We start from the raw sequence: 25,498 nt of genomic DNA, 5'->3' as shown, positions 1-25,498 counted from the left end.
GACGACGGGGCGGCGTAGGCGGTGGAGACGCCGAGGCCGGTGACGCCGGCGACGAGGAGGCCGGCGGTAGCGAATCCAACTGTAGCTTTCGAGAACTTGCGCATGATGATCCTTTGATGGATGTTGCTTGGACGTTTCCGGTAAGCCCGGTGCGTATTCCTGGGGCGTTTGCCCGATGTCTTGTGTTCGCTACCGTCCATCAAAGGGTTTGCTTGCTCGCGAAAATGTTTTTGCAGAGCCCTCACGAGGGTGATGGCATGGGGCCGACCCGAACCGGTCCCATGCCGTGCCCGGCAACCCTGATCCTTGCCGCCGGAACGACCCAATACTCACTCCGGCGCAGTCCCCACAAAAGGCCTGGACACAAACCGGACCGGATGGTATTGAGCGATCGTCTACTTCGCGGCGGTGCATGCAAGGCCCTGGGTGAGCAGCCCGGGGTTGGATGGCTGCATGCCGACACTCACCGGAATCGACCATGTGGCCATCACCGTCAGCGACCTCGATGCGAGCAGTGCCTTCTATGAGCGGCTGTTCGGGTTCGGCCCGATCGGCTCCCTCGACGGGGACGGCCTGTCACGGCGGCTCTTCCGGTTACCCTCGGGCACGAACATCGGTCTCACTCAGCACGAGCGGGCCCCGGAGGGACGGTTCGATCCGTTCACACCGGGGCTGGATCACGTCGGATTCGCCGTCGACGGCCTCGACGAGTTGCGAGCCTGGGCAGCGCACCTCGATGCAGTCGGGTTCGCCCACTCGGGCCTCGTGGAGGCCGACTACGGCACGGCCCTGAGCGTCAAGGATCCCGACGACGTCGCCCTGGAGTTCTTCGTCGCTGCGTAGGCCCGACCCTGATACAGGTTTACGACGCGTCGCGCTCGTTGAGAGTGCGTGTGCCGACGAGGCGGTCAGTCGCCGCGGTCGCCATTCTGCCGATGAAGTCGGCGTATGTCGGCTCCGACTCGCGAGGCTGCTGCTGCGGTGACGACGGCAGCAGGATGGCTGGCGCGCGGCGATGACGCAGGGTCGAGATGCGGACAGGTTCGACGGAGGGCTCGGAGCGGTAGAGGCTGCTCATTTAGCAACCGCCAGCAGAAGAGAGGCCGGCGCGAGGCCGGAGGGCAGCGAATGGGTGATGGGCGGGGTCATGGCGACCTGCGATTCTGGTGAAGCCGCGTAAAGCTTCGTCTCGTCCGGGACACCCGACGTACCGCCTGGACTCCCGAAACAGGGGAGAGAGATCGATGGTCACGCCGAGGGATTGTGCATCCCGATCTCTTCGAGACTAGGTCAGACCGCCGACATTGCGGGGTCGATGTCGTTAAGTGGCTTAGCGACCGGTGCGCCCTTGTCGAGCGAGAGGGTGACCGCGTCGAGCAGACTGACCACTCGTTTCGCTTCGCGCGCGGTGATCGTCGAGAGCTTCATGCGGAGGGCGTGCTGACTCGTGCCCGCCGCGTCCTGGAGCATTGCCCGGGCTACGGGCGTCAGGCCGAGGAGCTGGCCGCGACCGTCCTCAGGATCCGGCTGCCGCGTCACGAACCCCCGTGTCATGAGCCTGTTCAACAGAATCGTGGTGGCGGCGCTCGTCACCCCGAGCATGTGGGTCACATCGCGGGGGCGCGGGGTGCGACCGACGTTCTCCAGGCGCGCGATGTACTCGATGGCACTGAGATCGTTGGCCCCGATACCGAAGTGGTCACGGAGTCGGCACCGGTGCAGGGCCTCTGCGTCCTGCAGCGCGTAGAGCGCTTGGATCACGGCGCCGGAGGGGGTGGCCGGATCGAAATCGTAGAGGGGCGGTGTGACGGCCTCGTCGTTCATGCTGTTCTCCTGGAGCCGAAAGCCCGGCATCTCGATCGAATCAGCGTGACGCGACACGGTTGAATCTACCCACCGCCGCTGGTTACGGCCAGGGATGTCGTTCTGCGGCGGGGGCCGGGCTCAGCGGGCCGCAACGGCAAGGACGGTTCGGATCGTGCGGGGGAGCGCCAGGATCCTGAAGTGTCCGCCCGCGGGCAACCGGATGTTCTCGGCCCCCGGCAGACTGCTGCCCTCGGGGATGTGCGGGTCAAACTCGCCGAAGATCGACACGATGCGGGCGTTGACCTCCCGGTTGCGGGCCAGAAGCAGTGTCGTCGCGTCGCGCGGAGAGAACGCACGAAGGCTTTTCAGCACCAACCAGGGGGCGTACCGCGAACCCGAGAACGGCGAGCAGATCGCGACCATCGACTCGATCCGGCGGTCGACGTCGAGCAGCGCCATCACGTATTTGCCGATCAGGCCACCCTTCGAGTGGGCGACGATCACGACATCGGTCAGCTCGTGCTCGAGCACGTAGGTAGCGACATCGTGCGCGGTCGCCTCGACCGGCCGGCTGTTCCAGTGCAGCGAATCGAGCACGTGCACGGGGTGGCCGGCGGCATGTACCCGCGCGATGAGGGGTCGCAGGAACGCCCAGGTCTCCCACACCCCCGGGATCACGACGACCGGGCGCCCGTCTCCACTGAGATAGAGACCAGGATCCCGGCGCCCGACGATCGCCCTCACCTGCCAGTGAGCTGCGAACGCGTAATCCCGCACCCACCACACGATGTTCCGCGCGATGCGACGTGCGAGTGCGGAGAGCTTCACGACTCGACGCTACTCATCTCGTCGCAGGCCGGCCCGCGGCGCCTCGGGCTATTTCTTGTTCGCGGACGCCTTGGCCGCGGCCTTTGCGGAAGCGCGATCCGCAATGAGGGTGATTGCCGCACGGACGAGGTCGCGCAGGCCCTCCTCGTCGACGACGTCGGCTTCGAAGTAGTCGATCGAGCGGCGCTTGTTGCCCTCCAGCTCAGCGTTGAAGATGCCCTTCGGGTCGGGCAACGCGGCGCCGTCCATGAAGCCGATCTTCACCTTGCCCCTGAAGATGTTGCCGACGCAGATGATGCCGCCGAGCTCCCAGACGGGGGAGCCCATCCACTTCCAGGTCTCGACGATCGCGGGGTCGACCGATCGGATGATGGCGCGCAGCTGAGCGAGGCGCGCGCCCCGCCAATCGGGGTGCTTGGCGATCAGAGCGTCGATCTGCTCCGCGGCGGTAGGGGCTGCTGTGTCTGCACCTGCGGCTGTGTCGTCCATGCGCTCATTGTGGCGCGAGTCGTGGTTCCCGTCGAGGGCGTGCGGGGGTAGCAACGAGCACCACGACAGCGACGACGACGCCGATCACGGTCTCGACGAGGCGATCGCTCACCAGCTCTACCAGGGGCAGCGGCGATGCGAGATGCACCATCACCAGCGCCAGCGGCGTGACGCCGACGGTCGCCAGCGCGTAGTTGCGCAAGATGAACAGCTCCGCCCAGAGCTGCGCCGCGGCGACTATCACGATCAGCCAGACCAGGGGCGGGTCGAAGCTGAGCAGGAGGGCAGCGAGAGCCACCCCCAAGATCGTGCCGACCAGTCGCTGAGTGCCCCGCCCCAGCTGGGCCCCCAGCGTCGCGCCCGAGAGCGGCACGGTGGCGGCGACGGCGGCCCAGTAGGGGTGACCGATGCCGACCGCGGTGGCGAGGGCCCCCGCCGCGAGTGGGCCGACGAGGTAGCGGACGATATCGCGGCGGACGCCCGGCGCCCCGAGGATGTCGCGGAACGGAACCGCGGGGCGCAGGCCGTGCTTGGCCGGTGTCGAGGTTGAGGCGCTGTCGCGCAGAGACGGCAGGATCCGGCCCACCTGCCCCAGCAGCACCGCAAAGGTCGCTGCGCCGAGAGGGAGCACGGCCGCCCAGATGAGGTCGACCGGTGCATGGGCGAACGCCGAGGTGCTCCCGGTCGCGAACACCAGGAACAGCGACGGCACCGGCAGTAGCCCGATGCGGCGGGAGAGGAGGAGGCCGGCAACCGAGAGGACAGCGATCGCCGCGACGGCGAGGAAGGAGGCGGGGGCGACGACACCGACCAGGGTGCCGACGACCACTGCGGTGGTGAGCGCCAGGCCGGCAGCGGCCTGCAGGCGCCAGCGGGCGGCATACGTGGAGTGGCGGCCGAAGACGCCGGCCATGGCGCCGAACGTCGCGTACAGCGTGAGGGTCGGGTGGCCCGAGAGCGACAGGATCGCGATCGGCAGCACGACCGCGATGGCCGCGCGGATTGCTCCGGCGTGAGCCCGGTTGTGCGGCAGCACGGAGAGGAACTCGCGCCGCCACTCCGAGCGGATGGTGGTGGGCGCGGTGGACGAGTTCATCACGTAATTATATAACTATAGCTGTATGAAAGCGAGGGCTGCCGGATCTTGGAGCGCACCCGGATCCGATCGTTCCGCCGCGGATTAGCGGAACAGGCCGCACAGGAGAAAGATGTCTCCGTGACCCACGATCTGATGACCCCCGAGCAAAACCTGCAGCGAATCATGTGGACGGGCACGATCTGGTTTATCGGGGCTGCCGGCTCGGTGGCTCTGGCCCTCGGGCTGCTGCTCGCCTCGGGGTGGCGGCCGGCCGTTCTGGCCGGCGGGATCGCCGTGCTGTGGTGGGTGGGAGCCGCGCTCACCGCGCTCAGCATCGGGCTCATGGGCTGGTCGGGGTGCCCGATCCTCGAGGTGAGTGTGCCGATCGCCGACCGGAACAAGACGCGAACGATGCAAATCGGAACGCTGTTCTACATCGTCGGCGGGGCTGCTGCGCTGTTCGCCGTGCTGCTCGGCCCCGCGCACTAGCTGATCAGCGGTCGGCCATCGCCTCCGAGAGTGCGTCGAGCAACGCGGGCACGCGGGCGAGCAGGGCACGCTCGTCGATCGACAGCGATTCGCGAGCGGCCTCGAGCACGACGCCCGCGCGGAGACGGCGCGATTCGGTGACCACGTCGGATCCTGCGGTCGTCAGGGTGATGAGCACGCCGCGGGCGTCGTCCGGGTCGGAGGCTCTGGCGACGAGCCCGGCCCGCTCGAGTTCGGCGACGACGGCGCTGGCGCTCTGGTGTCGAATGCGGCGGAGGCGAGCCAGCGCCGCGATGCTCTGGGAGCCGTCGCGCATGAGGAACCCGAGCGTCTCGATCTGACCGTCGCTCTCGTGAGCGGTTCGGTCGCGGACGGCTCTGACCAGCACTCCGACCGAGCGGCGGAGTTCGTCGGCGGAGTCGAGGTCGAAGGGGTCGGTGCTCATGCGGCAACTATACAGTTTGGCTGTATAGTTGCGGGATGGAACTCACCGGAACGGTCCTCACCAAATACACCCACGCGACGGTCGTCTTCACCAAGGGCGAGCGATCGCTGGTCGTCGACCCCGGCAGCTACACGCCGAACTCGGCCGAGCTCGTGGCGTCCGCCGAGGCCGCGCTCGTCACGCACGACCACGCCGACCACTTCGACGCGGAGGTGCTCGCCGCGGCCCTCGTCGCCCGACCCGAGCTGACGGTCTACGCCCCGGCGTCGGTCACGTCGGCTCTGTCGGAGGCCCTCTCTTCCGCCGGCGACACTGCTGCCGCCGAGTCGGTCGGCACGATCGTCACCGTCTCGGCAGGAGACACCTTCACTGCCGCCGGGTTCGACATCGCGGTCTTCGGCGACGACCACGCCGTGATCCACCGCGACATCCCGCTCGTGCAGAACGTCGGCTACCTGATCGACGGCGCCGTCTTCCACCCGGGCGACGCGTACCTCGAGCCGGGCGTGCCCGTCGAGACGCTGCTCATGCCGGTCAGCGGACCCTGGATCAACACCGAGCAGGCCGTCGACTACGTGCGTGCCGTGGCTCCGACGTGGACGATCCAGATCCACGACCTGATGCTGAGCGATGCGGGCAAGGGATCGACGGCGCAGTTCCTCGGCGCTGACGGCCTCACGGGAGTGCCGATGACGCTGCTGGCGGTCGGCGAGTCGACGACGCTCTAGCTGCCCCCGGCGTGGCCGGAGCGGCCTAGCCGGCAACCGCGTCGCGAGCCGCTGCGAGCAGGTCGTCGAGCACGGTTCCGTCGGATCCTCGGTCTTCGGGGTGCCACTGCACCGCCCACATCGGCGCCGATTCGTGCTCGATCGCCTCAACGGTGCCGTCGTCCGCCCGGGCCACGACTCGCAAGCCCAAACCCGGCCGGTCAACGGCCTGGTGGTGCGACGACTGCACGGTGAACGCGGTCTCGCCGACGATCGCGGCGAGCCGGGAGCCGCGCGCGACCGTGACCTCGTGCCGGAGCATGTCGGATCCTGCCGGACCGGCCGCGACGTGCCCGCCGTCGTGGAGGTGCTGCACGAGATCGCCGCCGAGCGCCACGTTGATCACCTGCATGCCGCGGCAGATGCCGATGAGCGGTGTACCCGACGCGACCGCCGCCCGCACGAGTGCCGTCTGGGCTCGGTCGGCGTCGCCGAAGATCTCTTCTCGCCCGGGGTAGTCGGCTGCGCCGCCATAGAGCGCAGGATCCACATCCTCACCACCCGTAAGAAGCACGGCATCCGAAGTGGCGAGTTCGGTCTCGAGGTCGGCGTCGTCCGAGACGACGCGCCGCACCGCGAACCCCGTGCGGACGGCCGCCGCCGCGATGCTTTCGCTCAGTGTGCGCAACTCGGCGCCGTAGGCGGGGTCGGCGCGCTCACGGTCGCTGACGTCGACGAGGAGGAGGCGGGGGCGCTGGCTTTGCTCGTTCACGCGACGATTGTGGCAGAGCGGCGCTCTTGGGCTGAACGTCTACCCGGCTGGCTGCGGTCGATCGCGTCAGTCGGGGCCGACGATGGCCCGAATCGCCTGGGGGAGCTCGCTCTGCAAGACGGCCCAGATGATCGTCTTGTCGGCCGACCGGTAGTTGTGAGCGAGGATGTTGCGGGTCGCCGTGATCGCGGCGAGGGGAAGGTCTGCGGGTAGCCTATCGAGTCGCTCCGGAGGAATGCGGTTGCTAACGATGTCGTGGAAGTGGATGATGACGGCCTCGGCCGCCCGGTAGGTGAGGCTGTGGGGTTGGTCGAACTCGGTGACGCCGCGATCGACGATTGCCCCGACCTCGTCGAGCAGCCCTCGCAGGGCGTCTTGGACTGCAGGCCAGCGATCGACCTCGGGAGTGGCCGGGGGCGTCGCGCGCGGCCGGGGACTGAACTGGCCGTCCGTCACAGCAGCACCGCCTCCTGCGACACGTGGGCGAAGTACGCGTTGTCGACCTGGCTGTCGGTCAGCACATCTATCGAGAAGCCGGTCAGTGTCTCGACCTCGCTGCTGAACCCTCCGAGATCGAACAGGCTCGCTCCCGGACTCACAGCGACCAGCAGATCGATGTCGCTCGATTCGGAGTCAGTGCCCCGCAGGGCGGAGCCGAAGACGCGAACGTCATGGAGTCGATGGCGGAGAGCCGCTTCGCGGACATCGTCGGCGAAGACGGCCAGGGCGATGCTCGGGCGCAGGCGAGCGGCTCGGAGGATGGTCTGGAGGGTCTCGGGTCGAGGCCGCTTTGACCCGTTTTCGTAAGCGGAGATGGTCGGCTGCTGGATGCCGGCGGCCGAAGCCAGCTCCGCCTGAGACATGCCGACGTCGTCTCTGGCCAGCCGGATGAGGCGGGCGTACTGGGCCGCTCTAGCGCTTCGCTCCACGGGAACCCTCCGATATAGACGTCGTCTATGGTACCGCTGATTCGGTCGCGTCCACCAGGAGGGTGCGGTCGCCGCGAGACGCGATACGGACTCGGAGACGTGCCGCGGCGCGCGAGGGAGTCCGGGATACGTGGTGCGGCGGATCGGGCTGGCGTGGAGGCGCCACTGCCGTGTCGGAAAACCGCTAGCGGGTGTCAGGGGCCGGTGTGAGGATGGAGCCATGCACCTCGACGACACGGTCTGCCGCGGCGCGGTCCGAAGCCGCGACGCGCGCTTCGACGGCTTCTTTTACACGGCAGTTCTCTCGACCGGCATCTATTGCCGGCCGAGCTGCCCGGCACGCACTCCGAAAGACGCCAACATGGTGTTCCACGCGTCATCGGCGTCGGCCCAGGCGGCGGGCTTTCGGGCCTGCAAGCGGTGTCGGCCCGACGCCGTGCCCGGCTCTCCCGAGTGGAACGTCCGCTCCGACACGGTGGCGCGGGCGATGCGGCTCATCACCGACGGCGTCGTCGACCGGGAGGGTGTGCCACGTCTCGCCGAGGGCCTCGGCTACAGCGTCCGCCAGGTCGAGAGGCTTCTGAACGACGAGCTCGGCGCCGGGCCCCTCGCTCTCGCGCAGGCGCAACGCGCGCAGTCGGCACGGATCCTGATCGAGTCGACCGATCTGCCGATGTCCGATATCGCGTTCGCCGCGGGTTTCTCGTCGGTGCGCACCTTCAACGACGTGCTCCGGGCGACCTACGCGACGACTCCTAGCGCGCTGAGATCGGCGGCCGGAACCGACGCCCGGCCATCGCCCGACGGCACCGTCATCCACCTTCGGTTGGCGTTCCGGGAGCCCCTCGACCCGTCGAACTTGCTCGGGCATCTGATCGCGACGGGCGTGCCCGGTGTCGAAGAGTTCCGCGACGGGGCCTACCGGACGACCCTTCGTCTGCCCCGAGGCTGGGGCATTGTCTCGGTGCGCCGCCCGATCGGCTCGGCCTTTCCGGTCACCCTGCGGCTCAGTGACGTCCGCGACGTCTCGGCGGCCGTGAGTCGGGTGCGTCGTCTGCTCGATCTCGACGCCGACCCGGTGGCCATCGTCAGCCACCTCCAGGCCGATCCGCACCTTCGCACTGCCGTCGAGGCGGCACCCGGGCGGCGCGTTCCGCGGGTTTCCGACCCCGAGGCGTTCGCGCTCCGAGCCGTGCTCGGGCAGCAGGTCTCGACGGCCGCCGCCCGCACTCATGCGGCGCGACTCGTTCAGGCGTTCGGCGAACGGATCGACGACCCCGACGGCGGCCTGACCCACCTATTCCCGACGGCGGAGGCCGTGGCCGGCGCGTCATCCGAGGCACTCGACGCGGCCCTTCGTGTGCCCGGTTCGCGTCGCCGAACCCTGCTCGGCGTCGCCGGGGCGCTTGCCTCGGGGGCTGTCGATCTCGGTGCCGGTGCCGACTGGGCCGAGGCCCGCCGACACCTCGACGCGCTGCCCGGCATGGGGCCGTGGACCATCGAGACAATCGCGATGCGCGCCCTGGGCGACCCCGACGCCTTCCTCGTCGGCGACCTCGGTGTCGTCAAGATCGCCGCCACCCTCGGTCTGCCCACCGACAAGCGCGGTCTCGAGGCAGCGTCGCGCGCCTGGTCGCCGTGGCGCGCCTACGCCGTGCAATACCTCTGGGCACTCAGCCCGCACGCCGTCAACACGATTCCCGACCACGACGTCGTTCTGCCTCCTCTCGAAGGGCCTCCCGCATGACTTTCACCACCATCGACTCCCCTATCGGCGAACTCACCCTCGTCGCCGACGCCGACTCGACCGCACTCCGAGCGCTCTACATGGTCGACCACCGTCATGCCCCCGGCCGCGAGACCTTTGGCGATCGGGTCGACCCGTCCATGGGGGTCTTCGCCGTCGCTGCCGACCAACTCGCGGCGTACTTCGCCGGGTCGCGGCGCACCTTCGACATCGCGCTCGACCCGGTCGGCACCGACTTCCAGCGTGCCGTCTGGCAGCAGCTCGCGCTCATTCCGTACGGCGAGACCCGCACCTACGGCGAGATCGCCGTGGCGCTCGGCAACCCGAAGGCCGTGCGTGCCGTGGGGCTCGCCAACGGGCGCAATCCGCTATCGATCATCGTGCCGTGCCATCGCGTCATCGGAGCGAATGGCGCGATGACGGGCTTCGGCGGCGGCGTCGAGCGCAAGGTGCACCTTCTCGGTGTCGAGGCGGGGGTCGCCGGGCGGCCGGTGCCTGCGGTGCAGCCCTCCCTGTTCGCGTAGCGCCTGCAAATTCGAAGAAAAACGCCCCCGCCGCGACGCAAACAGTGCGATCGGCGGGGGTCAGGCCGACGAATCTCCTTCGAATTTGCACGGGTGCGGCGTAGCGTGGCGGTGATGGCCGAGCAACACGAACCGCAGGATCCGAGACCGCCCGCCGCGGGCCCCGCCGCCCCTCGCGCTTCGGGTCGCTCACCCGCTGCCGCGCCGTCCTCGCAGGTCGAGCGTGTGCGCGACACGGCGCGCCGCGATCCGTCCCTCGCCGCGGTCCGCTACCGCCTCGAGCGCGCCGAGTCCGATGCCCGGGCCGCTGAGGCTGGCGCCGGCTCGACCGCAGGCCCCACCGCTCCACCCCGCTCCGACCCGAAGCGCGCCCCGACCGCGGCCGAACTCCGCGCGATCGCCAAGACCGCCCTCGATCGTGCAATCGACGCCGGCGAGTTCGACAACTCGCCGCTCGCCGGCAAACCGCTCCCCGGGCTCACTGGCGGCCACGATCCCGACTGGTGGATCAAGGCCAAGATCGAACGCGAGGGTCTTTCGGGGGTGGCTCCTCCGGCACTGTCTCTCCGCACCGAGAACGCGCAGCTCGACGACCTCCTCGACTCGATGGCGACCGAGGCGTCAGTGCGCGCGACCCTCGCCGACTTCAACTCGCGCATCGTCGAGGCTCGGCGGCAGCTCGCCGGCGGGCCACCCGTGGTGACGCCGTTGCGCGATGCCGACGCCGAGGTGGGGCGGTGGCAGGCGCGGCGGGAGGCGCGGCGCGCGGCAGCGGCAGAGTCAGCGGCGCTGGCCGAGGCCGAAGAAGCCGCCCAGCAGACGACATGGCGAGCCCGACGCCGGGCCGCTCGGGCTCAGCGCGCCCAGGAGCGGGGGCTCGGGGGCGGGGCCGCCGTATCCTGAGCCAGTTCGCCTCGAAAATTTGAGAGCGATCCGGCTGAGGCACCCCCGTACGGCAGTAACGGGTGTGACCCAAAGCCAGGATCGCTCTCAAATTGGCAGAGACAAAGACCGCCAACGGCAGCAGCCGAGCGTTACGCCTCGGGCACGACCTCCGACGTCGCATCCTTCTCGGCCGCGCGCTGCGACTCCGACTTCCACTTGCCGCGCGCGACGTACGTCACCATCACGTTGAGCACGGCGATCGTCGGCACGGCGAACAGGGCGCCCGGGATCCCGGCAATGTACGAACCGCCGGCCACCGCGAACACGACCGCGAGCGGGTGCACCTTGACAGCGTTGCCCATGACGAGCGGCTGGAGTACGTGCGCTTCGAGCAGGTGCACGACCACGATGACACCGAGCATGATCAGGCCGGCGCCCGGGCCGACGAACAGCAGTGCAATAACCACGGCGAAGGCGCCGGAGACGATCGCTCCGACCACGGGAATGAACGACGCCAAGAACACCAGGACGCCGATCGGCACGGCCAACGGCAGTCCGAGGAAGAACGCGCCGAGGCCCACTCCGAGACCGTCGACGGCGGCGACGAAGATCTGCACGCGCACGAACGTGGTGAGCGTGTGCCAGCCCGACTGGCCGGCCCCGTCGACCGCAGCGCGAGCGCGACGGGGGAACAGGCGGGTGACCCACTTCCAGACGCCATCGCCGTCGATCAACATGAAGATCGTCGCGAAGATCGTGAGGAGGCCGTCGGCGATGAAGTGCGCACCGCCGAGGCCGAACGCGGCGACACCAGAGAGGAGCGACTTCGAGCTGTCTTGGATGGCCTTGCCAGCCGAGTCGAGCACCGAGTTGTAGTCGCTGCTCGTGAGGTTGAACGGGGGCGCGGCGAGGAACTGCTTGACGACCTCGAACCGATCGACCGACTTCTTCTCGAGTGCGGGGAGCCCGGCACGCACCTGCAGGACGACGAGCAGCACGAGCCCGCCGAAGATGACGATCGCGAGCAGCAGTGCGACGACAATCGACAGCCACTTGGGAACGCGGTGGCGCTCGAGCAGGCGGACGAACGGCTGCAGCAGAGCCGAGATCAGCAGCGCGATCAAGAACGGCACGACGATTTCGGCGAGCTTCTCAATAAGGAACAGGAAGACGGCGAGGCAGGCGACGACGACGAGGATCCGCCACCCCCACGCCCCCGCGATCTTCATGCCGTTCGACACGGTGTCGTCGGCCCGGAACGCCGGAACGACCGGGCCGGCCGAGACGCGGACGTCGCGCGGGGCGCGCGGTTCGCGCGGTTCGCGCGGTTCGCGCGAATCGTCGGACGAGTGAGGGAAACCGGGGATCTTCATGAGCTGCGTGTGCTCGGCTTTCTAAACGGGTACAGGGAGGCCGCCGGTGCGGTGGCTACCGATGAGTCGGCAAGAGACGACCAATCGTCACGCAGAAACTGCGCGAACTGCAATGTACCGCCCAATCGCCGAGCAGTGCGCGCCCCCGAGTGGGGCCTATTGAGAGGGTGTCGGAGCGGCGGTGGGGGCGTTGGTCGTGCCCGTGCCGGTGTCGGCCGTGCCGGATCCTGCGCCCGTCGCGTCGGACGAAGAGGACGACGATGACGAGGATCCCCCCACCGCGCTCGACCCGACCTCGGATGCCGGCGGCGCGGTCAGCGTGCCCCCGCCGTACGCGGCGTCGAGCGACGCCAGGATCGGCTTCGCGATCAAGAACTTCACGTTGTAGCCGTAGTTCGAGCCGATGTACGTGTCGTAGAACGACGTCGACCCAGAGACGTTGCCGACCCAGGTCGCCGTGGCCACCTTCGTCGTCGAGGTGACGAGCCAGTTCTGCTCGGCGTTGTCGTTCGTGCCGGTCTTGGCGAGCATGTCGATGCCGTCGTTTGGGTTCGCCAGGGCTCCCGTGCCACCCGCCTTCAGCACCGTCTGGAGGGCGTAGGAGACGCCGGCAGCGACCTCGGATGACATGCCCTGCGTGCAGCTCGTGGGCGTCGCCGTGATCTTCGTGCCGTTGGCGCCGGTGATGCTGTCGATGGCGACTGGGGTGCAGACGACGCCGTTGTTGGCGATTCCGGCGTAGGCGGTGGCCATCGTCAGCGGCGAGATCGTGTTGGTGCCGAGGATCGACGACGGCACCGAGCTGAGCGTGCCGCCGGTGGTCGCCGTGTGCACGCCCATGTCGGTGGCGGCCTTGATGATGTTGCAGAGGTCGAGCTGGGTGCCCATCTCGGCGTAGGCGGTGTTGATCGATTCCTGCGTGGCGGTCAGTACCGACATCGACGACCCCACCGATTCGGCGTTCGCGACCGACCAGGTGCCCGAGCCAATGTTCGAGCAACTGTTGGTGAACTGCGAGAACGAGAAGTCGTGCTCGCCGGTCGTGACGTAGTCCGACAGCGAGTGGCCCGCCTCGAGCCAGGCCGCGAGGGTGAACGCCTTGAACGCCGATCCGGTCTGGAACCCGGTCGACCCTCCATATGCCTGATCGGTGTTGTAGTTCACGCCGGTCTGCCCGGCCGTCGCCTGGTCACTCTGCGTGTAGTCGGTGTTCTGAACCATGGTCAGGATCCGGCCCGACCCCGGCTCCACAGCCACGTTCGAGGCGCCCACATCGAGCCCCGCCACCGTCGTCGGCATCACCGCGCTCAGTGACGCCTGCGCCGTCCGCTGCTGGGGCAGGTCGAGGGTGGTCTCGATCTTCAGGCCACCCTGGTTGAGCGTTGCGAGCCGGGCGTCGGCGGTCGACCCGAAGGCTTCGTCGTTCTTCACGACGTTCAGCACGTAATCGCAGAAGTACCCGGCGTCGTACTTCACGGCCGACGCGCAGCCGTTCGTCGCCGCCGTGATCGTCGGCGTGATCACGCTCGCCGTCGCCGCGGTCAGCTGTGCTTTCGTGATGCTGCCGTGCACGTACATCCGCTGGAGCACGTAGTCGCGGCGCACCTGCGTCAGGGCGTAGTGGTTGGCCGATCCATTGGCTTTATCAGTCGGCTGGTCGATGCGGAGGTTCGACGGGTTGTTGATGATCGCGACAAGTGTGGCCGATTGGGCGATTGTGAGCCTCGATGCGGAGACTCCGAAGTAGTACTCGGCGGCGGCCTGGATGCCGTAGATGTTGCCGCCGAAACCGACGATGTTCAGGTAACCGGTAAGGATCTCCGACTTGGAGTACTTCTTCTCGACGCTGATCGCGTAGCGCATCTCGCGGAGTTTGCGCTCGGGCGTCACCGCCGTGACGTCTTCGTAGCACTTGGTCGCCTTCGCGGCGTCGCTGTTCTCGGTCGCACACCGCTCGACGAGCACGTTCTTCACGTACTGCTGCGTGATCGACGAGCCGCCCTGCACGCTGCCGCCGAGCGTCGTGGCGAGCACCCCGCGAATCGTGCCGGCGACGTCGATGGCCCCCTCGTCGTAGAAGCGGGGATCCTCGGTGTCGACGGCGGCGTTCTTGACGGCCGTGGCGATCTGGTCGGCGGTGACGTCGGTGCGGTTCTCGGTATAGAAGGAGGCGATCTTGACGTTCGTCGAGCCGTCTTTCGCGTACAGGCTGGACGCCTGGGCCGGCGGGGTGATCTCGAGGTAGCTCGGCAGCGAGTCGAACGCATCGACGCCGGTGGTCACGGTGTTCGAGGCGACCACGAGAGCGGGCACGGCGAGCACGGCGCAGAGGAGGCCGGCCACGAGGCTGAGCCCGGCGAAGCCGCCGAGGGCTCGGAGCCCGCCGAAGGTGCGGTCGTGGGCACGGGGAAGTCGGGTTGTCGTCACATCGAACCGTACGAACGGCTCGCCATGAACAGCCTGGGGTGAGGGCCCGTTTCAGCGAACCGGGGGGTGGCTCTTGTAGAACGCGCAGGTTGTGGCCATCCAACCTCGTGCCGGAGTTGCCGAGTGCCGCCAAATGCGCCCCCGGCCCAGGCAGAGGCAGCATTAGGCGGCACTCGCGGCCACGCAACAAGCCCGAAACCCGGCCTCGCTAGGGTGTCAGCCATGATCCTGCAGCCGGGCCACGGAGCGATCCCCGCCGACCTGTATCTGCCCGCGACCGCCCCGAATGTCCTGTGGGGGCGGCTGCCCTGCGCGGCCGACACCGCCGTGCTGACCGTCGACCCGGGCACGGAGGTGACGATCGACACCCTCAGCCACGAGGGGATACTCGAGGACCAGGGGCGCGATCCGCTCGCCTACTTCGGCACCCACGGTGTGGCCGCCGACGAGGTGCTCGAAGACGCCATCGCCGTCGCTGCCTCACAAGGACTGCGGGATCCTTCGGTCGACGGCCCGCATGTCGTCACCGGCCCGATCGCGATCCGCGGCGCCGAGCCGGGCGACCTCATCACGATGACCCTCGTGACCGCCACCCCGCGCGTGCCCTACGGCGTCATCTCGAACCGGCACGGGCGCGGTGCGCTGCCGGGCGAGTACCCACGGGGCGGCTTGAACGTGAGCGTCTTCGCGACGGTGGACGAGGATCCGGCGGGAGCGCTCCTCGGAACGATGCCGCGCACGCCGGGAGGGCCGCACGACGTGCGGTTCCCGCTCCGACCGTTCCTGGGAATCATGGGCGTCGCTGTCGCCGGCGACGAACGGCCGCACTCGGTGCCACCCGGAGCGCACGGCGGCAACATCGACATCAACCTTCTGGTGGAGGGAGCGTCGCTGCACCTTCCGGTGCAGGTGCCCGGCGCCCTGGCGTACGTCGGTGACCCGCACTTCGCGCAGGGCGACGGCGAGGTCGCGCTGACCGCCATGGAGGCGTCGCTGCGCGTGACCGTCCGCTTCGATCTGATCAAGCGGAAGGCCGCGCTCGCCGCATTCGGTGAGATCGCCGGGCCGCTCGCCGAGACCGCCGACTACCTCGTGCCCACCGGCATGGACGAAGACCTCGACGTCGCCGTGCAGAACTGCGTGCGAGCGGCGATCGACCTGCTGCATGCCCGCTTCGGCATGGACGAGAGCCTCGCCTTCGCGTACCTGTCGGCCGCGACCGACTTCAACATCTCCCAGGTCGTCGACCTGGTCAAGGGCGTCCACGCCAGGATCCGAGTGAGCGACTTCGAATGACGACCATCACCACTCTGCAGGGCGAGCTGCCCGACGGCCTCATCCCCGCTTTCGATGCTTACGAGACGGCACTGAAGAGCAACGACCAGCAGGCGCTCGGCGAGGCTTTCGAGCCGGGAGCGGAGACGCTCCGGGCTGATGGCGGCGGGCTCCTGGTCGGACACGACGCGATCTCGGCGTTCCGCGGACGCCGTTCGCAGGCGCCGCAGCGCGAGATCGTCCAGGTGCACGTGCGGGTGATCGACGCCGACACGGCGGTCATCGTCTCGGTGAATGCCCCGAAGGCGGGTGGGCGCGGGGTCGTGACGCAGCTGTGGCGGCGGAGCGCGGCTGGTGCCGACGCGGTCGGTGCCCCTGCCGACGTCGCTGCCGATGCCGATGCCGCTGCCGACACCGCTGCCGAAGACGGAACGGGCGTGTGGCGCATCGCCACCGCGCAGGTGCAGGCGCCGACCCCGGTGTTCGACACGCGCATCTGGCGCGTCGTGGGCGCTCCTCTGATCGAGACCACCGCGGATCCTTCGTCTCCTCCCGGCCCCCTCGCCGGCGAGACCGTCGCCGTCAAAGACCTCTTCGCCGTGGCGGGCGTGCGCATCGGCGCCGGTGTGCCCGGCTACCTCGACGAGCAGGTCGACAGCGAGTTCCACTCGCCGGCCGTGCAGGTGCTGCTCGACGCCGGCGCCTCGGTGCTCGGCATCGCCCAGACCGACGAGTTCGCGTACAGCATCGCCGGTCGTAACTCGTCGTACGGCACTCCTCCGAACGCCGTCGTGCCCGGTGCGATCTCGGGCGGCTCGTCGTCGGGCCCGGCCTCGGCCGTCGCACTGGGTCACGCGAGCATCGGGCTTGGCACCGACACCGGCGGATCGATCCGTGTGCCCGCCTCGTACCAGGGGCTCTGGGGTCTCCGCACGACCCACAATGCGATCCGTCGCACCGACCTGCTGCCACTCGCGCCGACCTTCGACACGGTCGGGTGGCTCACCCGCGACGCCGATCTGCTGGCCCGTGTGGCGTCCGCGTCGTTCGAGAGCGTCGCCGCGCGGTCGTCGGCCGTGCAGCGCGAGGTCAACCCGTCGTTCGTCGTCGACCGGCGGCTCAGCGCGTCTGTCTCGCCCGACGTCCGCGATGCGTTCGGCTCGCTCGTCGATGCCCTGCCCGCTGCCGGATTCGGCGCTCCCGCCGAGGTCGCACTCGGCGACATCGCTCACCTCTACGAGCTGTTCCGCATCGCGCAGGCGGCGGAGGCGTGGGCCTCGCACGGTGACTGGATCACGGCGCACCCCGGATCCTTGGCTCCCGATGTCGAATCGCGCTTCCTCTTCGGCCGCAGCGTCGACGCGGCGCACGAGGCCGACGCACGCGCCGAGCTGGCGGCCCAGCGCGACCACCTCGACCGGGTGCTCGACGGCAGGATCCTGCTGCTCCCCAGTGCGTCGTCGTCGGCTCCGCTGCTCAGCTCGACGCCGGCAGAGATCGACGTCGTGCGATCGCAGACACTCGGTCTCACCTGCATCGCCGGGGTCGGCGGGTATCCGGCGGTGTCGGCGCCGCTCATGTCGGTGCCCGGCGGGCCCGTCGGGCTCTGCCTGGTCGGGCCGCGGCGCACCGACCTGGCGTTGATCGGCATCGCGTCTTCGCTCGAGGTGGCCCTGCGCTCCTAAACTCAGGCGCCGCCAGTTTCGGCGAAACCCGTCTGAAACACAAGTTGCATAGACTGGCCTCGTGAAACAGTCTTTTCAGCCGATCGACCCGCCCGCGCGACTCCTCATGGGCCCCGGCCCGATCAACGCCGATCCGCGCGTGCTGCGCGCGATGTCGGCGCAGCTGGTCGGCCAGTACGACCCGTGGATGACGCAGACCATGGACGAAACTCAGGTGCTCTACCGCCAGGTCTTTCAGACGCAGAACGAGCAGACGCTTCTGGTCGACGGCACCTCGCGCGCCGGCATCGAGGCCGCCCTGGTCTCGCTGATCGAGCCGGGTGACCGAGTGCTGGTGCCGATTTTCGGCCGCTTCGGGCACCTGCTGCGTGAGATCGCCGAGCGCTGCGGCGCTGAGGTGCACGTGATCGAGGTGCCCTGGGGCCAGGTGTTCTCGTTCGAGGCGATCGCCGAGGCGGTCGAGCGCGTGCAGCCGAAGCTGCTCGCCGTCGTGCACGGCGACACGTCCACCACGATGGCCCAGCCGCTCGAGGGGCTCGGCGAGCTCTGCGAGAAGAACGGCGTGCTGTTCTACACCGACGTCACGGCGTCGCTCGCGGGCAACGCGTTCCACGTCGACGACCTCGGCCTCGATGCCGTGACCGCGGGCCTGCAGAAGTGCCTCGGTGGCCCGTCCGGCTCGGCCCCCGTGACCTTCTCGCAGAAGGCGGTGGACGTGATCACCGCCCGCAAGTCGATCGAGGCGGGAATCCGCACCGAGGGCGATGTCGTCAGTGCTCACCCGATCCGGTCGAACTACTTCGACCTCGCGATGATCTTCGACTACTGGGGCCCGAAGCGGCTCAACCACCACACCGAGGCCACTACGATGCTCTACGGCGCCCGCGAGTGCGCCCGCATCGTCGTCGAGGAGGGGCTCGACCAGATGGTCGCCCGGCACACGCTGCACGGGAACGCGATGCTGGCGGGCCTCCGCGGCCTCGGGCTCGAGATCTTCGGCGATGTGACGCACAAGATGACGAACGTCGCGGCGGTGATGATCCCCGACGGCATCGACGGCGACGCTGCTCGTGGCGCGATGCTCAACGACTTCGGCATCGAGATCGGCACCTCGTTCGGACCGCTGCACGGCAAGGTCTGGCGCATCGGCACCATGGGCTACAACGCGCGCAAAGACACGGTGCTCACGACTCTCGCCGCGCTCGAGGCAGTGCTCCGTGTGGGCGGCGTGACAGTCACGGGCGGGGGTGGAGTGGGCGCGGCCTACGACGTCTACTCCGACGCGGGTCGTGCCGAGGTGCCCGCGTGATCGACGCCCACGAGATCCTCGTCCGGTGTGACGCGCTCGCCCGCGAATCGTCTGATCCGAACGGCATCGAGCGCGTCTACCTGTCTCCCGAGCTCGCGGCGGTGAACCGTCGTGCGGGCGAGTGGATGCAGGAGGCAGGCCTTCGCACCTGGCTCGACGCGGCCGGTAACCAGCGAGGAAGGTTAGAGGGGCGCGAGCCAGGCCTCCCCGCCGTTCTTCTCGGATCGCACCTCGACACCGTTCCGAACGCCGGCCGCTTCGACGGCATCCTCGGCGTGATGCTCGCGATCGCCGTCGCGGAGCGCCTCCGTGAGAGCGCCGCCGAGCTGCCCTTCGCCCTCGAGATCGCCGCCTTCGCCGACGAGGAGGGCACCCGATTCGGCACGGCCCTCCTGGGCTCCCGCGCCCTCGCCGGCACCTGGGACGACGCGTTCTGGCACCTCACCGACGACAACGGCACCACCCTGCGCGAGGCCTTCGTCGAGTTCGGCCTCGACCCCGAGCGGATCGCCGATGCCTCCCCGAAGCGCGGTGAGATCGTCGCCTACCTCGAGGCGCACATCGAGCAGGGCCCCTACCTCGAAGAGGCCGATCTGCCCCTGGCGGTCGTCTCGTCGATCGCCGGTGCGCGACGGTTCGCCCTCACCCTCACCGGCGAGGCGGGTCACGCCGGGGGAGTCCCGTTCCACCGGCGGCACGATGCTCTCGCCGGCGCGTCCGAGGTCGTCCTCGCGGTCGAGCAGCTCGCCCGCTCGGCGGGTTGTGTCGCGACGGTCGGGCGCCTGCAGGCGTTCCCCGGCGGAGTCAATGTCATCCCCGGCCGGGTCGAATTCAGCCTCGATCTCCGCGGAGAGACCGATGCGGTGCGCGACGGCGTCTGGCTCGGCATCCAGGCGGTCGCGTCCGAGGTCTGCGACCGTCGCGGCCTCGCGTTCGCCGTCGAAGAGACGCACAACGCGCCTGCGGTCGTCGCCGATGCGTCGCTGCAGGACTCCATCCGCGCGGGCATCCGCACGGCGACGGGCGAACAGGATCCGATGGTCCTCTTCTCGAAGGCCGGTCACGATGCGATGGCGGTCGCCGAGCTGGCTCCCTGGGCCATGCTCTTCATCCGCAACGGGCACGGCGGCATCAGCCACCACCCCGACGAGACCGTCACCGAGGCCGATGTGGCCATCGCGCTCGACGCGTTCGAGGCAGCCGTCCTCGATCTCGCCGCGTCGAAGACCGCCTAGCGCAGATGCCCGACCACGGCGACATCGAGACCCAGGGCGACATCGAGACAAGGATCCGCGACACCTACGACAGTCTCTCGCCGGGAGCGCGCCGAGCGGCCGATCACCTCCTCCGCCACCCCGACGACGCTGCCGTGTACAGCGCTACCGAGATCGCTGCCGCGAGCGGCGTCTCGAAGGCCACCGTCTCACGGCTCTTCCGCACCCTCGGCTACGTCGATGCGCAGGAGGTCCGTGAGCACGCCCGTGCGCTGAGAAGCACCGGCGTGCCCGTGTCGGTAGGGCCCACCGCCGACCTCGCGGCTCACCTCCGCGCCGAACACGCGGCTCTCGACCGGATGGTCGACGGGCTGGCCGATGGGCGCCTCGATCGGGCGGCGGAGCTGCTCGCCTCGGCCCGCGAGGTCGTCGTGGTCGGATTCCGCAACAGCTATCCCGTCGCACTGCACCTGAGGCAGCAGCTCACGCAGGCGCGCGGCGGGGTGCGGATCGCACCCGCACCAGGTCAGTCGGTGGGGGAAGAGTTCGGCGGCCTGGGGGCGGAGGATGCAGTCGTCCTGGTCGGCTTCCGACGCCGACCCCGGGGGTTCGGCAGCGTGCTCGCCGCGCTCACCCGGAGAGGGGTGCCGATCGTGGTCGTGGCGGATCCTGAGTTCGGGCCTTCGGGCGCTGTGACGCTCGTCGCACCCGTCACGAGCCTGTCGGCGTTCGACTCGTACGCGGCGGCGATGAGCCTGGCGAACCTCCTGGCCGCGGCTGTGCTGGCACGTGACCCTCGCGGCGGGCGGGCGCGCGTGGAGGGGATCACCGCGCTCTACGGGGAGCTGGGCGAACTGGAGTAGCGGGGCGGTTCAGAACTCTGGCAAAACCGGCCGAAACGAGGGCTAATCGCTGGGAATCGGGCACTTCTGCCAGAGTTCTGAACGCCGCTCCGTTACGGCCGTGCGACGAGCTGGCCCACCAGGCCGCCGCCCGCGACGCCGCGCTGCCACACCGTCTCGACCGAGCCGACGAGGGCGGCACCGTCGAAGGCGCTGACCGGATTTTTGTGCGCGAGCGCGGTGGCGTCGACCGTGAACGGCGCTTCAGGGTCGAATGCGACCAGGTCGGCCTGCGCGCCCACGGCGATGCGGCCTCGATCGCCGAGCCCGACGAGATCGGCTGTCGAGGTGGCCATCCAGCCGACGACCGTCTCGAGCGGGATGCCCCGTGTCCGGGCTCCGGTCCACACCGCGCGGAAGCTCAGCTCGAGACCGGAGATGCCACCCCAGGCGAGGTCGAAGTCGCCGTCGCCCGCGAACTTCAGCTCGGCCGTCGAGGGGGAGTGGTCGCTCGCGACGAGGTCGATGGTGCCGTCGACGAGGGCTGCCCAGAGCTGCTCCTGGTTGGCGGCGTCGCGGATCGGCGGGCAGCACTTGTACTGGGTGCCGCCGTCGGGGATGTGCTCCTCTTCGAAGGAGAGGTAGTGCGGGCAGGTCTCGACCGTGAGCCGGAGCCCCTCGGCTTTCGCCGCCCGGATCGCCGGAAGGGCCGCCGCCGACGACAGGTGCAGGATGTGCGCGCGGCCGCCGGTACGACGGACGGCCTCGATTACGTGATCGATCGCCGCCTGTTCGGAGGAGTCGGGCCGCGAGCGGACGAACGCGGCGTAGTCGGTGCCCTCGGGGTGGGGAGCCGAGTCGAGCGTCGTCGGGTCTTCGGCGTGGACGATCAGGAGGCCGTCGAACGCCGCGATCTCGGCCATCGCCTCGTGGAGCTGCTCGGTCGACAGGTGCGGAAACTCGTCGACGCCGGAGGGGGAGAGGAACGCCTTGAAGCCGAAGACGCCCGCGTCGTGCACCCCGCGCAGGTGCCCGAGAGAGGAGGGGATCGCTCCGCCCCAGAAGCCCACGTCGACTGAGGCCTGCGGCCCGGCGGCGGCGCGTTTCAGCTCGAGGGCCTCGGGCGTCGTCGTCGGCGGGATGCTGTTGAGCGGCATGTCGATGATCGTGGTCACGCCGCCTTTGAGGGCGGCCTTCGTGGCGCTGGCGAAGCCCTCCCAGTCGGTGCGGCCGGGCTCATTGACGTGCACGTGCGTGTCGACGATGCCGGGAATCAGCACCTGGCCTTCAGGGAGCGTGCGGTCTTCGAGGGCGGTGACGGCCGAGTCGATGTCGTCGATCGCCGTGATGCGGCCGTACATCACGCTCACGGCTGCTGGGCGGAAGGCGCCGTCGATCAGCACCGACTCGGATCGGATCACGAGGTCGATGGGGGCGGCATCAGTCGTCATCCCCTGATTTTACGGGACTTCACGCGCTCGAAACGGTCCGACACCACGATCGAAACAGAGGAATGTAAGTGTGGTCAACATGGACGAGACTGCCCCCAAGCCCCATCCAGGCTGCCCAAAGTCGATGGTCTATGGCCCCTGCGGCGGGGTGGAGTTCGACGGCACGTGCGAGGTGGCCGAACATGCCTGCCCGTTTCTCGACGGGCCAACGGTGCGGTGGCCAGCGCCCGCGCTGTCCGTGCCGCCCGCGTCCTCATCGGGGCCGGGCGCCGCGATGCGCGACACCCTCGCGAAGCGCCAGGTGGTGGTGGCCGATTTTCCCGGGCGGGCCCTCGACGCCGTGTCGGGTGGGCGGATGGCCCGGATCCTCGTGGGCAGTGTCGACGCCGGTCTGGCAGGGGATTCAGGATCCGAGAGAGTCCAGTTCCCGCCCGCCTGCCTCGGCGAGGGCTGCCCGGCTGGTCGAGAAGGAGCGCGCCGGCGCCGAGGTCTGCTTCGTGAACCACGCGGGCGGTGCGGGCCCGGTCGCGCGCTTCATCGGGGAGGCGAGGGACCTTGGATCGACCGTGGCTTTCATTCCCTGCATCCCCGTCGTGGTCGATGCGGCGTCGGCGCGACTGCTCGAGTCGTTCACCACACTGGTGCTGCCCGACGGCTTTCTCCCTCGCATCCTCGGGGCGCGCGACCTCTTCGCTTCGGGGGTGGAAGCCGCCGTCGAGATGTCGCTCGAGATGCTGGCGCTCCCCGGCGTGCGCGGCGTAAACCTGTCAGGCGGGGCGGGGTCGTCGGTCGTGTCGCGCGAGCGGTTCGCGGAGGCGCTGGCTGCTGCGGGGCGGAGGCTTTACTAGCGAGTCGTCTCCGGATGGTCTAACTTGCTGATATGTCTATACCAGACCGATATGATTTACGGACCATCGAAACCGGAGAACTCGAGCAGGCTTCACTGTGGCTAGTTGCAGACGGTACCGATGTTCCGTCGTTTCAGCACATCGTTGTCGACGGGCCGGAGTACCGCGTCGAGAAGATCGGCGTTCCGAGCGAGGATTTTCTCGCTCGGCTAGCCGAGAACCCCCTCCCACCTCTGTCGAGAGAAGCTGCTGACAGCTGGATGGCAGACATTCGTTCGGCTTACGCCGACGATGATTTCGTCTGCGATCCGTACGAGCGGTTTGGGTGCTAAGCGTCGCAATCGGACATCTAAGTCGCTCGATTAGAGCCCAGTACGGTTTGTGGCCTAGCTCGCTCCGCATCTAGTTTCTCACCAACTCATTGAGTCCTGAACGTTGGAATGCCACATTTGCAATCCACACCAGGAAGCTAGGAGAAGAGAATGAAATTCACCAACACCCTCATTACGGCTGTCGTCGCCGGCGGCCTTCTAGCCGGCATCGGTGCTACTCCAGCAGGAGCGGCCTCAGGGACCATTCCGCGAGTCAGTGCCTCTCTGTCGTCGGCACGACTTGCTGTCGGTACGCCTTCTACGACCCTGGCCCGCGCAACTACAGTGCACGTCCCGGCAGGACCAGTCGGCCCCACCGCACCAGTGGCACCAGGCGCAGCGAGAGCGGCGGGGGAGTCGCGCTTCCTTCCCGTGGTCATTGCTGCCGCAGCTCGCTTGTTTGTAGCTGGGGCTAGGGCAGTTCCGGGGCTCCTCAATGTCTTGAAACCATTTGCGAAGAGGGGTGCAACAGCGTTCTTCAACGCGGTGAAAAAATACGCACCGAAGGCAGTCTCTGCCATTGTCACTGGTGCCATGGGGAGCGCCCTCTACGAGCAGATCAAACGCCTCCTGGGTTGGTGAGCGGTGGCCCCTCGGACGTGAAGTAAGACCGAGGGGCCACCGGTCAGGCCGGGGGCAGGCGCCTATCCATACCTTGACCGATCAGGTAACCGGCCAAGAAAATACTTAAGGCAATCTCGAGCACCCATGCCACGGGGCCCGCGGTGTGGTCGAGATTATTGGCCTTGGTGATCCAAATCACAGTGATGATCTGAACGAGCCCCAATAGCACTGAACCGTAGAAGACTCTGAGGCCGACGGGCCAGCGGTCTCCCTTTGCGAAAGATGCTGCGAATTCACGCGCCGGGCCGAGCGCTTGCTCGGGACCTTGCCCGACTGCCAAGCAATGTGTCTGCGCCTCGGCTAGTACATCGAGAACCTCCTGCTCCGGAAGCCCTCGTCGTCGGAGGGCGAAGACGAGTCGTCGGTAATAGGTCACGTCGCGGACCTCCCTTTCTCGCGAAGAAATATTTCGATGTGACTAGACATCGAATGCCAGTCGTTAGTGAGCTGGTCAACGAGCGCCTGACCGCTCTCGGTCAACGCGTAGCGCTTGCGAGCGGGGCCTGCGGAGGGGTGCTCCCACGTCCATGAGACGGCACCGCCTCTCTCAAGGCGGTGCAAAAGGGGATAAAGAGTGCCCCCGCCAACGCCCGTGAACCCCGCGGTGTCAAGGCGCTGTACAAGCTCATAGCCGTGGGATGGACGACGTCGCAGAAGGTTGGTCACCGCCAAGGGTAAGACGATGCCAGCCCATGCTTCTCGACAAACTGACATATCAAGACCGTACACCAGTCAGAAGTGTCCGTGTCGAGATTCAACCTTCCCCATGGAAGATCGGCGTCTCTAACCGGCTAGGAATCTTCGCGACCACGAACTGCCATCGGCGGCGAGCGAGAACTCCACCCGCTGCGACGCCGTATCGCCGTTCGACGACCAGAAGGTGAGCCGCGTCGGCGTCACGAGGTAGCCGACCCACGACTCGGGCTGCTCGAACACTCCGGCGTGGGCCTCCTCGAACGCCGCCCACTGCGCCACCCGCTCGTCGCGCGGCAGGGCCGCGAACTCGTGCGTGTTCAGCCAGGCGAGCTGCTTCAGGTAGGGCGACCGTGCCGCATAGGCCGCCGCGACGTGGGCAGGTGGCGCGGGGGCGGCCGTGCCGCGGATGACGACCTGGTGCGTGAACCCCGGCCAGAGCACGGTGATGGCCACGGCCGGATGCGCCGCGATGTCGGCCGCCTTGCGCGAGGCGCCGTCGGTGTTGAAGTAGAAGCCCTTCTCGTCGAACGAGGTCAGCAGCACCGTGCGGGCATCCGGGTCGCCGAAGGAGTCGACGGTCGAGAGGGTGACTTGCGGGCGCTCCGGATCCTCGTTGGATGGTAGCCAGTCGACCAGGAGATCCCATGCCTCGTCGGGGATGAGTGTGCCCGGCACCGTCACGAG

28 protein-coding genes and 1 pseudogene are annotated in these 25,498 nt (G+C 68.5%); 14 read left to right on the top strand and 15 right to left on the bottom strand.

All coding sequences use genetic code 11. The features are described from left to right. Positions 1–453: 453 nt before the first annotated feature. On the top strand, positions 454–843 hold the full coding sequence (locus ITJ49_RS14170) for a VOC family protein (protein ID WP_194606246.1): 390 nt from the start codon (positions 454–456) through the stop codon (positions 841–843). A gap of 19 nt (positions 844–862) precedes the next feature. On the opposite strand, the gene ITJ49_RS14165 is transcribed toward ITJ49_RS14170, so the two are convergent. The 5 genes from ITJ49_RS14165 to ITJ49_RS14145 form a co-directional block, all read right to left on the bottom strand. Further along, the gene (locus ITJ49_RS14165; protein ID WP_194606245.1) at positions 863–1,078 is read right to left on the bottom strand and encodes a hypothetical protein; all 216 of its coding nucleotides are present in this window, start codon (positions 1,076–1,078) and stop codon (positions 863–865) included. A gap of 212 nt (positions 1,079–1,290) precedes the next feature. After that, on the bottom strand, positions 1,291–1,824 hold the full coding sequence (locus ITJ49_RS14160; RefSeq protein WP_194606244.1) for a MarR family winged helix-turn-helix transcriptional regulator: 534 nt from the start codon (positions 1,822–1,824) through the stop codon (positions 1,291–1,293). 120 nt (positions 1,825–1,944) lie between these two features. Continuing rightward, positions 1,945–2,634 (bottom strand): esterase/lipase family protein, encoded by a 690-nt coding sequence (locus ITJ49_RS14155; protein ID WP_370544530.1) that lies wholly within the window; start codon positions 2,632–2,634, stop codon positions 1,945–1,947. Positions 2,635–2,682: 48 nt separating this feature from the next. Then, positions 2,683–3,123, bottom strand: a complete 441-nt coding sequence (locus tag ITJ49_RS14150) for a DUF1801 domain-containing protein (RefSeq protein WP_194606243.1) — start codon at positions 3,121–3,123, stop codon at positions 2,683–2,685. A 4-nt stretch (positions 3,124–3,127) separates the two neighbouring features. Next, entirely contained in the window at positions 3,128–4,219 is a 1,092-nt protein-coding gene (locus ITJ49_RS14145; RefSeq protein ID WP_194606242.1) for an FUSC family protein, read from the bottom strand. A gap of 120 nt (positions 4,220–4,339) precedes the next feature. Here ITJ49_RS14145 and ITJ49_RS14140 point away from each other — a divergent pair, with 120 nt between their 5' ends. After that, on the top strand, positions 4,340–4,690 hold the full coding sequence (locus ITJ49_RS14140; RefSeq protein WP_123940361.1) for a hypothetical protein: 351 nt from the start codon (positions 4,340–4,342) through the stop codon (positions 4,688–4,690). A 4-nt stretch (positions 4,691–4,694) separates the two neighbouring features. On the opposite strand, the gene ITJ49_RS14135 is transcribed toward ITJ49_RS14140, so the two are convergent. Next, positions 4,695–5,135: a MarR family winged helix-turn-helix transcriptional regulator gene (locus tag ITJ49_RS14135; RefSeq protein ID WP_194606241.1), complete on the bottom strand. Its 441-nt coding sequence runs from the start codon at positions 5,133–5,135 to the stop codon at positions 4,695–4,697. Between the two features lie 35 nt (positions 5,136–5,170). On the opposite strand from ITJ49_RS14135, the gene ITJ49_RS14130 reads away from it, so the two are divergent. Continuing rightward, the gene (locus ITJ49_RS14130) at positions 5,171–5,863 is read left to right on the top strand and encodes an MBL fold metallo-hydrolase (RefSeq protein ID WP_194606240.1); all 693 of its coding nucleotides are present in this window, start codon (positions 5,171–5,173) and stop codon (positions 5,861–5,863) included. Positions 5,864–5,888: 25 nt separating this feature from the next. Here the strand turns inward: ITJ49_RS14130 and ITJ49_RS14125 are convergent, their stop codons facing one another. From ITJ49_RS14125 to ITJ49_RS17905, 3 genes are all read right to left on the bottom strand, one after another. Further along, positions 5,889–6,614, bottom strand: coding sequence for a gamma-glutamyl-gamma-aminobutyrate hydrolase family protein (locus ITJ49_RS14125; protein ID WP_194606239.1), 726 nt, complete (start codon positions 6,612–6,614; stop codon positions 5,889–5,891). A 66-nt stretch (positions 6,615–6,680) separates the two neighbouring features. Continuing rightward, positions 6,681–7,070: a HepT-like ribonuclease domain-containing protein gene (locus ITJ49_RS14120; protein WP_194606238.1), complete on the bottom strand. Its 390-nt coding sequence runs from the start codon at positions 7,068–7,070 to the stop codon at positions 6,681–6,683. After that, positions 7,067–7,543 (bottom strand): helix-turn-helix domain-containing protein, encoded by a 477-nt coding sequence (locus ITJ49_RS17905; protein WP_370544528.1) that lies wholly within the window; start codon positions 7,541–7,543, stop codon positions 7,067–7,069. Before ITJ49_RS17905 ends, ITJ49_RS14120 begins: the two co-directional genes overlap by 4 nt. 220 nt (positions 7,544–7,763) lie before the next feature. Here ITJ49_RS17905 and ITJ49_RS14110 point away from each other — a divergent pair, with 220 nt between their 5' ends. The 3 genes from ITJ49_RS14110 to ITJ49_RS14100 all read left to right on the top strand — a co-directional run bounded on the left by ITJ49_RS14110 (position 7,764) and on the right by ITJ49_RS14100 (position 10,717). Continuing rightward, a complete protein-coding gene (locus ITJ49_RS14110; RefSeq protein WP_194606236.1) occupies positions 7,764–9,290 on the top strand; it encodes an AlkA N-terminal domain-containing protein in 1,527 nt (508 codons plus the stop codon). Further along, positions 9,287–9,814, top strand: coding sequence for a methylated-DNA--[protein]-cysteine S-methyltransferase (locus tag ITJ49_RS14105; RefSeq protein WP_194606235.1), 528 nt, complete (start codon positions 9,287–9,289; stop codon positions 9,812–9,814). Before ITJ49_RS14110 ends, ITJ49_RS14105 begins: the two co-directional genes overlap by 4 nt. A 114-nt stretch (positions 9,815–9,928) precedes the next feature. Continuing rightward, a complete protein-coding gene (locus ITJ49_RS14100; protein WP_194606234.1) occupies positions 9,929–10,717 on the top strand; it encodes a DUF1992 domain-containing protein in 789 nt (262 codons plus the stop codon). 131 nt (positions 10,718–10,848) lie between these two features. Here ITJ49_RS14100 and ITJ49_RS14095 read toward each other — a convergent pair whose 3' ends face one another. Together ITJ49_RS14095 and ITJ49_RS14090 are read right to left on the bottom strand one after the other, a co-directional pair. Further along, positions 10,849–12,072: an AI-2E family transporter gene (locus ITJ49_RS14095; protein ID WP_228514491.1), complete on the bottom strand. Its 1,224-nt coding sequence runs from the start codon at positions 12,070–12,072 to the stop codon at positions 10,849–10,851. Positions 12,073–12,228: 156 nt separating this feature from the next. Then, entirely contained in the window at positions 12,229–14,499 is a 2,271-nt protein-coding gene (locus ITJ49_RS14090) for a transglycosylase domain-containing protein (RefSeq protein ID WP_194606233.1), read from the bottom strand. A 222-nt stretch (positions 14,500–14,721) separates the two neighbouring features. Between ITJ49_RS14090 and ITJ49_RS14085 the strand changes: the two genes are divergently transcribed. The 5 genes from ITJ49_RS14085 (at position 14,722) to ITJ49_RS14065 (ending at position 20,845) form a co-directional block, all read left to right on the top strand. Then, positions 14,722–15,795 (top strand): acetamidase/formamidase family protein, encoded by a 1,074-nt coding sequence (locus ITJ49_RS14085; RefSeq protein WP_194606232.1) that lies wholly within the window; start codon positions 14,722–14,724, stop codon positions 15,793–15,795. Beyond that, positions 15,792–17,459, top strand: a complete 1,668-nt coding sequence (locus ITJ49_RS14080; protein WP_194606231.1) for an AtzH-like domain-containing protein — start codon at positions 15,792–15,794, stop codon at positions 17,457–17,459. Before ITJ49_RS14085 ends, ITJ49_RS14080 begins: the two co-directional genes overlap by 4 nt. 106 nt (positions 17,460–17,565) lie before the next feature. Continuing rightward, the gene (locus ITJ49_RS14075) at positions 17,566–18,768 is read left to right on the top strand and encodes an alanine--glyoxylate aminotransferase family protein (RefSeq protein ID WP_194606267.1); all 1,203 of its coding nucleotides are present in this window, start codon (positions 17,566–17,568) and stop codon (positions 18,766–18,768) included. Next, the gene (locus tag ITJ49_RS14070; protein WP_194606230.1) at positions 18,765–20,003 is read left to right on the top strand and encodes an allantoate amidohydrolase; all 1,239 of its coding nucleotides are present in this window, start codon (positions 18,765–18,767) and stop codon (positions 20,001–20,003) included. Before ITJ49_RS14075 ends, ITJ49_RS14070 begins: the two co-directional genes overlap by 4 nt. A 5-nt stretch (positions 20,004–20,008) precedes the next feature. Beyond that, positions 20,009–20,845 carry a MurR/RpiR family transcriptional regulator gene (locus tag ITJ49_RS14065; RefSeq protein WP_194606229.1) on the top strand — a complete coding sequence of 279 codons (837 nt, stop codon included), beginning with the start codon at positions 20,009–20,011 and terminating at the stop codon, positions 20,843–20,845. Between the two features lie 92 nt (positions 20,846–20,937). On the opposite strand, the gene allB is transcribed toward ITJ49_RS14065, so the two are convergent. Further along, entirely contained in the window at positions 20,938–22,275 is a 1,338-nt protein-coding gene (gene allB, locus ITJ49_RS14060) for an allantoinase AllB (protein WP_194606228.1), read from the bottom strand. 79 nt (positions 22,276–22,354) lie between these two features. On the opposite strand from allB, the pseudogene ITJ49_RS18255 reads away from it, so the two are divergent. From ITJ49_RS18255 to ITJ49_RS14050, 3 genes and pseudogenes are all read left to right on the top strand, one after another. Then, positions 22,355–22,459 (top strand): annotated as a pseudogene (locus ITJ49_RS18255) (methylenetetrahydrofolate reductase C-terminal domain-containing protein); the annotation flags it as partial. A 382-nt stretch (positions 22,460–22,841) separates the two neighbouring features. Continuing rightward, positions 22,842–23,123, top strand: coding sequence for a hypothetical protein (locus ITJ49_RS17655; protein WP_228514490.1), 282 nt, complete (start codon positions 22,842–22,844; stop codon positions 23,121–23,123). A gap of 32 nt (positions 23,124–23,155) precedes the next feature. After that, complete coding sequence (locus tag ITJ49_RS14050; protein WP_194606226.1) at positions 23,156–23,455, top strand: hypothetical protein; 300 nt, start codon at positions 23,156–23,158, stop codon at positions 23,453–23,455. Positions 23,456–24,119: 664 nt separating this feature from the next. Here the strand turns inward: ITJ49_RS14050 and ITJ49_RS14045 are convergent. The 3 genes from ITJ49_RS14045 to ITJ49_RS14035 all read right to left on the bottom strand — a co-directional run bounded on the left by ITJ49_RS14045 (position 24,120) and on the right by ITJ49_RS14035 (position 25,495). Further along, on the bottom strand, positions 24,120–24,494 hold the full coding sequence (locus ITJ49_RS14045) for a hypothetical protein (protein ID WP_194606225.1): 375 nt from the start codon (positions 24,492–24,494) through the stop codon (positions 24,120–24,122). Next, on the bottom strand, positions 24,491–24,832 hold the full coding sequence (locus ITJ49_RS18250; protein ID WP_370544532.1) for a PadR family transcriptional regulator: 342 nt from the start codon (positions 24,830–24,832) through the stop codon (positions 24,491–24,493). The genes ITJ49_RS14045 and ITJ49_RS18250 overlap by 4 nt, the downstream gene beginning before the upstream one ends. Positions 24,833–24,901: 69 nt before the next feature. Further along, positions 24,902–25,495: a pyridoxamine 5'-phosphate oxidase family protein gene (locus ITJ49_RS14035; RefSeq protein WP_194606223.1), complete on the bottom strand. Its 594-nt coding sequence runs from the start codon at positions 25,493–25,495 to the stop codon at positions 24,902–24,904. Positions 25,496–25,498 lie beyond the last annotated feature (3 nt).

It is taken from the genome of Frondihabitans sp. VKM Ac-2883 (assembly GCF_015350875.1).
GTDB lineage: Bacteria > Actinomycetota > Actinomycetes > Actinomycetales > Microbacteriaceae > Frondihabitans.
The sequence above is the reverse complement of the archived record's forward strand: the minus strand, read 5'-3'. Positions and strand labels throughout refer to the sequence as shown.